Source organism: Burkholderia sp. Bp8986, from assembly GCF_003854225.1.
Taxonomy (GTDB): domain Bacteria; phylum Pseudomonadota; class Gammaproteobacteria; order Burkholderiales; family Burkholderiaceae; genus Burkholderia.
Map to the genome: position 1 here is coordinate 1 of NZ_QTQM01000078.1, position 10,241 is coordinate 10,241.

Consider the following 10,241-nt stretch of genomic DNA (forward strand, 5'->3'; position numbering starts at 1 on the left):
GCGTTGCCAGACATCGGCCTCTTGCCACGCCACCAGCCGCCGCCAGCACGCCGTGCCTGAGCCGCAGCCCATTTCTTGCGGCAGCAGATTCCAGGCGATGCCCGAGCGCAGCACGAATACGATGCCGGTCAACACCGCTCGGTCCGGCGTCGGCTTGCGCCCCGCGTATCGGCGGTTCCGTGGCGCCCGCTTCGGCAGTAGAGGTTCGATGAGTGACCACAGCTCGTCGTCTATCAGTTCTTTGGGCATCGCTTCCTGGCAGGCAAAACAAGAAAGTTAACACCCTCTCGAAAAAGTTGACAGACCTAATCCGTAATTTCGCAACAGCTTCTAATCGACGCTGAGTGTCCCGCTCCGGGTTTTGCTGAGGCTCCACTCTTGGCGGAATGGAGCCGTGCACAAGAAGCCAAGCGAGTTTTCCCCAGAAGTCCGAGGGCGCGCAGTCCCGTGGTATGCGAGCAGCGTGGTGAGCACTCGTCGTTGTCAACGGTAGTTGAATCGATTGCACAGGTGATCAGCTGTCCGCCGCAGACGCTGCTGAATTGGGTCAAACGCAACGAGGTCGATCGTGGGAAACGCGATGGTGTGAGTGCAGTCGAGCGTGAATGCATCAAGGGTCTGGGGTGCGAGGCCAAAGAACTACGCCGAACCGACGCGACTCTCAAGCTGGCTGAATGTCATTTGTCGTCCATGCGGAGCTCGACCGCCGTTTCAAGTTTCGAAGGCCTCCATTGAGCGGCGTCGTGACACCTTCGGGGTTGAGCTGATCTGCAAGGTCTCGCGGGGTTCCGTCGGGCATACTGATGTTATGCGGCACAACTTCGCGATTCGTCGAAGCGCAGGGATTGCCGAAACTCGATGAGCTTTTGCTGCCGCAGATCAGCGTGCTAGCAAGCCAACATCCAGGTCTATGGGGAGGCGAAGGTCTGGATACAGATGAACCGCGATGGCATTGCAGTGGCACGCTGCATAATCAGACGATTGATGAAGCTGCAGTGTTTGCGTGGTGTAGCTCTCTGTAAGCGGGTTCGCACAACGATTCCCGATGCGATCGCGTCACGCCCGCCGGACCGAGTGAGCCGATAGTTCAAGGACGATCGACCAAATCAGCTCCGGATGTCGGATTTTGTGTACGTTTCGGCCTCAGGGCTTGTTGAACATGGCATTTGTGATCGACGTGTTTGCCAACTCTATTATGGACTTGTGCGTCAACTCGTCAATGACCACAGACTTTGTCTGGATGCACTTGCATTCGGCGCAGGCCAGTGACTAGAGGAAAAGCACGGTGCGCAGTCACGCCAGAGCTGGCGCAAGCTGCATCTGGCGCTGGATGCCTGCATCGGCAGATCGTGGCGCGCACGCTGGCAGACGAGCGGGAAGACGGCGCGTCGCAGGTCGCGGTGCTGCCGACCAGGTTGATGACGAGATCACGCGGGCGATCGCGAGGGGGCGCGCGCCCTACCAGATGGTCGCGCAGTATGGTGACGGCATCTAGGTCATGATGCCGCAGCGCTCGACAGCGGTGGTCAGCTGCGAATTGAATTGGCCACCGGACGTGACCGCCATCGGATTTGGCCGCATACCTTGGTGGAGGCGGCCATGGGGTGTTCATGGCGTTGATCGGTGCACGACTGCGTGCCCCGTGACTTCGCGGCCCAGCAGAGCGAGTCCGCCATCGGCATGGCGGTGCTCGACAGCCTGCTGAGCGCCGCCTGTCCGACATCCGTCTGTCGCCAGCGGGCCGCAGCATAACGGGCGTTGGGTAAAGGGTATCGCGTAATCATCGCATACACCACGCAATCTGGAAGTGCAAGAACGCTGCCAGAATACGCGCTCCTCGTATGATTTATCACATAATTACCAGATTCATCAGGGAAGTTTGTTTCAAAAACGCAAACTGTGACCACAATCAGATGGGCGTATAATCAGTCGAAAAAGTCCGGCTGAGAGAGGGGGGCTTTCGATGTAATTTAATTTAGTGTGATGATTCCTGAGTTAATTTAATGTCAAGCTTTTCTTCGACTTTTTCAATGATTCCGCATCTCCTCCATTGTAAATACTTTATGTAGCATGTTTTGTATGGGGGCATATCTTTTGGAATATTTATCCATTTTTCTCGCTGAGTGAAAACCCAAATAATGGCATTTAGCAAGTCGCGTGGATTGCGACTCTCGTTTCCGAATCGACGATGAGATTCTTCAAATGGAAAGAGGTGGGCTACAAGATTCCACTCAGAATCGGTTAGTAGGTGATATCCCATATAAAAACCCATCCAAAAAACAAAGTCTGTGGGCGCGAAAGGTCGGGCTATATTATCGAGAATGCAGGCGCCTCTGCATTGAGGGGGAAGAAAAATTCAGAAGAATTTCTCAATGATGACCTGAATTTTTAGTTCATCATTCTCGGGTGATTTTTTCGCCAAAATTAACATGCGGCACATGACTTTAAAGTTTGAGAAATTATTATTGAGTAGCTGGTGTGTGTGGCGGAGGTATCGATTTTCACGATGAAAAATAGGTCCAGAAAATTCGGTTTGCTAAATTGTGTCGAAAAAGGATCGAGTCCATGAGTTGCAAGAATTTGAATAAGGTGTTTATTGTTTATTTTATAAATATTGATCTTTGATTGAAGTGCCCCAGTGAACTGAGCGCAATCCGTTTCGCGTGGTCACCACGTTCGTCGATCCGTGTTCTTGGGCAGAACCGTGTAGTGCACCTGCTTGGCGGATCAGATATGATGCGGCGTCATTCATTGCTTCTCGATAACGAGATCGATCACTCGAACAAGAGCTTTGCGAAGCCATCTACAGTGTATCTTTCGAAGATCTGTTACGAGCTTCTTTGTTCATATTTACCGCTTCCATGAACTCATCTGGCATTTCATCGTCGAAGTCGACGTGGCGCGACCTAGCTTGACGACGTTGTCGGCTATCTGATCCACCAGCGTCGGTCATTCATATAATTTAGTGTTTACCTGGCACATTCTTCCAAAATCTAATATTTCTCCTGTTTTTGTCTGCAAGATGGTGCCATGGCTCTTTCGTGGATTTGAGCCTTCCGCGCGATCCTTCCTAGTGCAAGTGAGCCGAGTGACGAAGTGAGGCTTGCTGCAGGTTGAGGATGATTGAATGATTGGGCTGCGGCGCCTTGGGCGCTAGCATATGTACCAACGTGGGGCGCTTTCAGAGGGCCGATCCTCGTCAATAAAGACGCTTCATTGTTGCTCGGCGGTGCGTATTTGGAGCGTGGCGCCATCTTGCGCTTTCACGTCAGCGTCGCGTTCCGGTTGGCTTGATGGCTCGCTCTGCGAGCTTTCGCGAGCTGAGCTCCGAGCGTACTCAGCAACCTCCGGATGTGCGCCTCGCGGTAATGCAGGGCAGCCACCAGATGGCCATCACGCAAGGTGCTTCCAGGTCGACTTTGTCGAGCAGGGCGCTCCACGTGAATGCGGTCTGTCGCGTGCCCCGATTGTCTTTGTTGCTTCGGTCGGCGATTTGCCTGCCAACATCGCACAAGTAGTGCGCATCTGCTTGCTGGTCGTGCGAAGTACCTTTCTGCAGCGGCTGCGTTGTCGCGTTGCTTCTTTGCACGGCATTGCGCTAAACAGGGGTCGCCAACACGATCGAAACGCATCGGAATCCGCAAAACAATGCTCTTTTTCGAAAGACGACTATCTCGCCTCTACTTATAGTTCGCAAGCACCATGAGCGCGAAAACGCTGCGCATCTCTTAAGGTCGGAATGCCCTGGATGGCATTCGATTGGTGCCAATACCGCGGGTTGAGGCCAACGCAATTTACGGCTTGTTTAATGGTGGTTTGATCTCGGCTAGATAAGGAGCGAAGAGCTGAGGCCGGTGGAAAGATGGCTTGTTGGGCCGATTCGCATTGCCAATGCCCTTGAGAACGAAGGAGGCGGCGGCTCGCCGAGCGAGCCCTCGGTGATGAAGGTGGCGGCGCAACAATTATCGAGGCGTTGCAGTCGACCGGAAGCGCTGAAGAGAATTAGGGTCATAGAATGGGTAAAACGATGGAAGGCTTGGCTACTGCTTTGGCGTGATGGTCAGCTAGGGTGATGTCGTTTGGAGTCTATTCGGCGCGTTGTTTGCGTCGGCCCGCGTATCGCGCTCATGCACTGGTGTTATAGGCATGAAGAGCGGTGCGAACGACGTCGACATGGACGGGAGTGGGTGATGGAATGGACGGCAATCGATGAGGCGAAAAGGTAGGCCATTACGGCGGCGGGTGATAGTCGACCTGAGGAAAGATCGGGGCGATGTTGGACGGTTTGCTGAAGAGTTTGGCGATCGAGCGAATGTGGACGCCATGTTCCAGCGCGCTAGGCATCCACTTGACATCGCAATAATTTGCTCTGCCATCGTAAGGTGTGCGACAAGATTCGACTAATGGCGCGGAGTGGTCGAATTAGATGAAACTGATGTAATTTCGAGGACTGATCCGCAGTTTTTGAACGTATGGATCTGGAGGATCTGTGCGCATGTAGCACACACAATGCGCCATCAAGGTTTGTGCGGCCTTTGTGTGATGCTGATTCAAAATCGTAGGTGATGGGTGGTTAGGGATTCGTTGAGGAGCGGGAGACGGGTATGGTTTTATGGAATTGGGGATAAGTTTATCGCGTATGCATTTTAATTATTTTGTTGAAATTCCCTCCCCCTAATGTCACCGCCAATCACAGCGTGTGTATTTGCAGTATCCATTTTTATGCGTGTCGAGTCGATTGCGAAGAAAGAGGGAGTTTCTGTAGATCCTCCTACTCGTTGGAGCAGGGTCGCGCAGCAATTGCCGCTTTAACGCGTGAGGAACCTGGAAATCGAAACACAAACAACGGGTGCTATAGTGGGCGAGCGCGGGTTAGGCGAGCCGTATCGAGCTTCAAGAATTCTAATCGTGGACGAGCATGACCTGGTGCGAGAGGGGTTCAAGGCAATCTTGCTGCGGTATGTGAATCTGGAGGTGATAGCTGATACAGGGGATGGCTACGAAGCCTTAAAGCTGTGTCGAACGCTGCATCCCGATCTGATCATGATGGAGTTGAGTCTTTCATCGCTGAGTGGCCTGGATGTGATTTCACTTGTCCGACGCCGCTTTCCAAAAATTCGTATTCTGGTGCTTTCGGGGCGATTGTACGAAGACGGTGCTGCCGCGGCAACAGATGCAGGGGCTGAGGGTTACATATTGAAGCAAAGTGGAATTGATACCCTTAAGTCTGCTTTGTCTACAGTTTTGAGCGGCCGATGTTACATCGATCCACAACTGAATTCAGACGAAATTTTGGCCCTTCGCCGGCAAGGTAAATTCGAACGGCGATGCGAGGTCCGCAATCGCTTGACCTTGCGCGAACGACAGATCCTGAAACTTATTGCTGAAGGTGAGCGCAACAAGGAGATTGCAGAGAAACTTGCCATCAGTAGGAAGACAGTAGAGTCGCACCGGGCGAATATGATGCAGAAGCTTGAGGCACATAGTGCCGTCGAGCTGGCGCAGTGGGCCCGTCGTTTGGGGTTGGTTTCCAGCTAGTCGGCGGAATAAGAATAATAGGTTTGTCGCGCGTCGTGATAAGGAAATGGCCACGCGATTACGCTTGGAAAGTGGCTTTGATTTCCAATTCTAAACACTGACTAGTGGTCGTATTGATGAACTGAAAATTGGATCCTTAAGAGGTGTTTAAGAAAGCCCCCGTGAGGTTGCTAACTTTCTCGGCGAGCCGTTAGCCTGAGATCTCGGAATAACCGAGGCAGAGGAGATGGGCAAGCCGATCATTCGAGGACGTATTATGGATATCGAACTGATACTATCGTCACCCAAGCCGCGTACCTGCTTCGAATCGCGCAGTGCTGATCGGCATCCTATTCGTTCTTCGGACTAGCCTGCGCTGGCGCGACGTATGCGCCAAGATAGGCTGCGGCGCGTACGTGACTTGCCGACGACGGCTACGGGATTGGCAGGCTGCAGAGGTATGGGGCCGTCTGCACGAGTTGTTGCTCGTGAAACTGCGCGCAGCAGACCCAATCGACTTCTTGCGATCTGCCGTCGATTCGTCACCGATTCCCGCCGTTGTGGCGAGCAAAAATTGGGCCAAACCTATCGATCGAGTGAGCCCGTTTCGAGGTCACATCGTCACCAGCGCCAACGGTACGCAGCTCGCCGCGATTCTGACCGAGCGAATCCGAAAGACGTCACGCAACCACCGCCTCCGTATTTGTATCGGGCGCCGTGCTGGCATTCGCGACGCGTTCGTCAAATTCGGATGTTACCCAATGTATTGGAACACCCTTCCGCGGGCAGAGCAGCCTTTTTGAAAATCGTCACTAACGAAGAGTAAATAAATTCTTACCATGAGAACAACCTCGAAATTTGTTATCGCTGGACTTCTTGTTTGGCTAGCGGTGCCTCCCGGAATCGGGCTGGCGCAGCAGAATCAAATGGCCGATGTTGATGGACATCCGCGCGTGAACGAAGTGAACCGTCGCCTAGAGAATCAGCAAGACCGCATTCAGAATGGTCTCGATAACGGTACGATGACATCCGCCCAAGCGGGGCGAGCTGAGCGCGCCAACGCGAGCATCGTGCGCCGGGAGGAGCGAGACGAAGCAAATAACAATGGTCATCTTACAAAACAGGAGCAGCGTAATCTCAACCGGACGGAGAACCGCAATAGTCGGCGAATTTACAGTGAGAAACATTAATCGTGGGCGGACGAAAGGGAGCGCTTTAGACCTGCCCCGGAAAATGAATCTGTTGCCGATCTTTTAAACTCAGGCAAGAACTGTAAGGGGTGGGGCCGGGCGACGTGAGAACGATGCACAGCAGATTTAAACTGAAAGTGGTTCGGCTTCAAGGTCGGTCGAGGTGTTGCGGCGCTGGCCGTGACGTGGGACGTACTGGTGAAGTAGATTTTCAGTTTGATCAAGGCAGAACCGGAAGGCACACGTGACGGAGCGAGCAAGATGCTGGTATGAGCGGCGCAGATGGAGTTGTCGACACTTCGTGCTGAAGTGGTGCGGTCGAAGATGGAGCGTGACATTCTAAGAGGTGGTTTCAAAAAGGCTGCTCGGCACGGTGGAGGGTATTCCGGCTGATCAGGCAGTAACCGTGTTGGGTGCGGTGTTTGGCGATCCCCGGCTCGATACCACACTTGCATAGCGCTCGTCGATGGGCACGCGTGACGTTATTGGCATTCGCGCGGGTCAGCACCGCGACGAGCGCCGTGCCGTTGGCATAGCTAACGATGTGGTGCTAGGAACCGGGACGCATGGGGGCGGCAGGGTTTGGCCAAATCTTTTGTCCCGCCCCAGCTCGATCTCGACCGTATATCCTCGATGGTCGGCTTGCCCATCTCTCGAGCCTTGGTTATTCCGAGGACTCAGGCTAACAGCACGCCGCGAAAATTCACAGCCCCACGGGGAAACTGTCTCTTAAAAAAGAAAGTACGTTGCCGGCTAGTCGGCAACGCGACAAATTACTCGAGAATTGCTCTTCGCGCCGCAGCTAACACTGGTCGGTTTGATACGCTCATCAAAGATGAGGTCGATGCGCATCAATCAAAGTTCTTCCGGAAATTTGGTTAGCCGCTTCCAGATGCTGGCACCTTGAAAATCACTGCATTGTGGGTTAAGCGACATGTTGAACTGCTGCCCCTTCCCTTCGCCGGCCAGCTGTTGCTGTATTTGAGTCCACTATAAGCTATATACTTGATTAGATTAATTTCGGAATTGACAAATTTGCGGCGGTTGATCTATTTGGCAATGAGAAAATAATATATTTAATGGCTTGTCGCTGTTGTTGGCTGATGGAATTCGATTTATGAATTCTTGCATCGAGCCTGATGTTTGAATGCGTGATGGCAATTTCGCCGTCGAAACATTGCATTGCGTTGATGTGCATGTCAGAAACTAAACAACCGACTTTTGACTACTCCAATATGGCCCGTTCATCTTCCCGTGCTAGTTCACACAGGCTTCGCCAAAAACATCTCACTCGCGAACAATTGCTGCCGTTGCCCGTCGCAAAAAGCAGAGCAATCTCGCTCGAACATCACCTCGCCCTTGCGGCGCTGTACAGCGGCTACGGCGGCATCGAACAGATGAGCGTGCTGCTCAAGGTAGTATATCTAGTACACTTCATTGCAAATGCCACGCATGAGCGGATTGATTCTGGACTGCTGCGCAGCGCCGAAGCTTCGCTTCGGCGCTGTGGGCTGCGAGGCCACCACGAAGGCCGGTGGGCACTATCAGCATCCGGTCATGCGGTACTGGCGCAGGTACTTATACTGCACGACGAACAGCTTGGTTCGTTGCCAGCATTTCGATATGCGAACGCATGGACACAGATACATGCCTTCTTGGCGAGCGATGCATTGTCGCCACTGTCACCCGGTTCGGATATTTAGCATGCGACTGGGAATAACACCAAGACCGGACCTTCAGTGACAAGACGTGTTTGTTCTGTATCGGCACAGTGAATGAGGCTGGATGCTAGGAACATGTGCCGCGCAACTTTTACGGACAAGCTCGGCGTATACTAATTGTCTTTAAAAACTATTCATAACATCCAAGCGAAATCGGGCGGAAAATATGGAAACCGGCTCGTCTCGCGGCGTTTGCGATGATCTACGGTGGGCAGTTACATTCAGAGTGCGTCGATCGAAGAAAGGACAACGTATCGAGGTGGAGATCGGCGAAAGTTTCGCACGTAAAAATCGATGCTAATTCTTGAGCAAAGAGAGAAATTCAAGGGCATGCGGATTTTTGGCTGCTCACTGATAGAAATGGGGGGGGGTGTTGGTTAATATCCGATTGGGTCCGTTTTGTAACGGGCGATCTATCGGGAGTAATATTTGAAAATGCAAAATTCGTTGATGCCGACTTTGCTTGAGGGCGGACGATGGGTGTTTTTTTGGAGAGGTGTTTGAGTAAATTTGTTTTACCTGCGCACGATTGATTCAATCGAATATTTGACGAATTTAATTTTCGATAACAATCTTCATTAATTTGTGGGGTTGTTTGAAAATAGAGGGTGTCAGTGCATGCCGATTTATTTGTACTTCTGCCTCTCTCTTTTACGAGGCATTTTCTTGTTTTTTCGGCTGACATTATTTCGAGCGCGGAGTGCGATCATGCCATAGCCAATCGGCGCGAATCGATTTCATTAAATCTGATTGAAGGGGGATTCAGGTGAAGGGAGATACGTATAGGCACCTCAGTGCCGAATTGCAATCATTGAACAGGCGAATTGAGGATGCGTGGCAGGGCGAACGGAAAAAGGTTTTGCACGAAATTCGCGAGAAAATGACCGAGTGGGATATTACTTCGAACGAACTTCGTCGATATCGACGTGGCACGTACAATACTAAACCGGTTGTCGCAAAGTATCGCGACCCAGCCAGCGGACGCGAATGGAGCGGCCGGGGGCGCGAGCCAGCCTGGATTGCCGGGAAGGATCGCGACGCGTTCCTCATCGAACAGTAAGCCGTCAATGAACGACGCGTTTCCGATGAGGGTACAAGGTCAGATGCTGGTATCCCGTTCAATTGACGTCAAAATAGGTTAGCTAACAACGAAGCAGGACATGAGTCTACCGCAAATACCTAACCCATCTAGCTGGCATGCTTTCCCTCAACGCTTCACAGACAGATCGATGTTGGCGCACGTCGTCGCGCACGATAGGCCGCTCAGCACTGCGCGCGAGCGCATGCGTAGAACCTTGCACACCAAGATCGGCCAACTCAGCTTGGAAAATGATTTTAATCGGCGCGCTCACCAAGGCGGGATCGCTGAGCGCGAAGCGATGATTGGTCGTGGCTATGCGTTGCCTGTTTCGCAGCAGGTCAGGTTTGTTGGTATCGCGTGATCGAGCGCGCATTACCGGCCGGCGTGTCAGCGAAGTCAACGGCTGATGCGCCGGATCGACGAACTGCATCTGGAGTTCACGGAGGCCGTGCGCGAATGGACAGCTGCAGGGCGGCAGCGAAGCATTCCCGGACTGACGATTCGGGAACAAGAGCGGCGACAAGCACTCGACCGCGCATACTCGCCCGTTGCGGTCCGGACCCCGAAGTCAACCGCGTCAAATCACGTGCGGACGCAGCCGATGCGGCGACGGACTCGATACCCGCGCCGCCTCACACCGTCACCGCAAATTGGCCCGCGCCAGCTCGACGATCTCGTCGCCGCGCCCGCTGAGGATCGCGCGCAGCATGAACAGGCTGAAGCCCTTCGCAT

General features: G+C 53.0%; 7 protein-coding genes, 2 pseudogenes and 1 other annotated feature. Of the genes and pseudogenes, 6 read left to right on the plus strand and 3 right to left on the minus strand.

The window, feature by feature from the left end; all coding sequences use genetic code 11:
* The coding region (locus tag DID99_RS35035; RefSeq protein ID WP_148094692.1) for a transposase at positions 1 to 249 on the minus strand (249 nt) is incomplete at its 3' end.
* A gap of 145 nt (positions 250 to 394) precedes the next feature.
* Between DID99_RS35035 and DID99_RS38135 the strand changes: the two are divergent.
* Positions 395 to 1,258 (plus strand): annotated as a pseudogene (locus DID99_RS38135) (IS3 family transposase); the annotation flags it as partial.
* Positions 677 to 791 (plus strand) — a sequence feature (AL1L pseudoknot). Its footprint overlaps the pseudogene before it by 115 nt.
* A gap of 717 nt (positions 1,259 to 1,975) precedes the next feature.
* Here DID99_RS38135 and DID99_RS38545 read toward each other — a convergent pair.
* A complete protein-coding gene (locus tag DID99_RS38545) occupies positions 1,976 to 2,272 on the minus strand; it encodes a transposase (protein ID WP_221623073.1) in 297 nt (98 codons plus the stop codon).
* Between the two features lie 2,636 nt (positions 2,273 to 4,908).
* Between DID99_RS38545 and DID99_RS35045 the strand changes: the two genes are divergently transcribed.
* The 5 genes and pseudogenes from DID99_RS35045 to DID99_RS38550 all read left to right on the plus strand — a co-directional run bounded on the left by DID99_RS35045 (position 4,909) and on the right by DID99_RS38550 (position 9,488).
* Positions 4,909 to 5,538 (plus strand): LuxR C-terminal-related transcriptional regulator, encoded by a 630-nt coding sequence (locus DID99_RS35045; protein ID WP_185733865.1) that lies wholly within the window; start codon positions 4,909 to 4,911, stop codon positions 5,536 to 5,538.
* A 278-nt stretch (positions 5,539 to 5,816) separates the two neighbouring features.
* Positions 5,817 to 6,179, plus strand: a pseudogene (locus DID99_RS35050) (transposase); the annotation flags it as partial.
* A gap of 177 nt (positions 6,180 to 6,356) precedes the next feature.
* On the plus strand, positions 6,357 to 6,707 hold the full coding sequence (locus tag DID99_RS35055; RefSeq protein ID WP_124668580.1) for a hypothetical protein: 351 nt from the start codon (positions 6,357 to 6,359) through the stop codon (positions 6,705 to 6,707).
* A 1,154-nt stretch (positions 6,708 to 7,861) separates the two neighbouring features.
* A complete protein-coding gene (locus DID99_RS35060) occupies positions 7,862 to 8,410 on the plus strand; it encodes a hypothetical protein (protein WP_124668581.1) in 549 nt (182 codons plus the stop codon).
* A gap of 898 nt (positions 8,411 to 9,308) precedes the next feature.
* Entirely contained in the window at positions 9,309 to 9,488 is a 180-nt protein-coding gene (locus DID99_RS38550) for an H-NS family nucleoid-associated regulatory protein (RefSeq protein WP_409362721.1), read from the plus strand.
* A gap of 106 nt (positions 9,489 to 9,594) precedes the next feature.
* Here DID99_RS38550 and DID99_RS37515 read toward each other — a convergent pair whose 3' ends face one another.
* Complete coding sequence (locus DID99_RS37515) at positions 9,595 to 9,939, minus strand: hypothetical protein (protein WP_185733866.1); 345 nt, start codon at positions 9,937 to 9,939, stop codon at positions 9,595 to 9,597.
* Between the last annotated feature and the right edge of the window lie 302 nt (positions 9,940 to 10,241).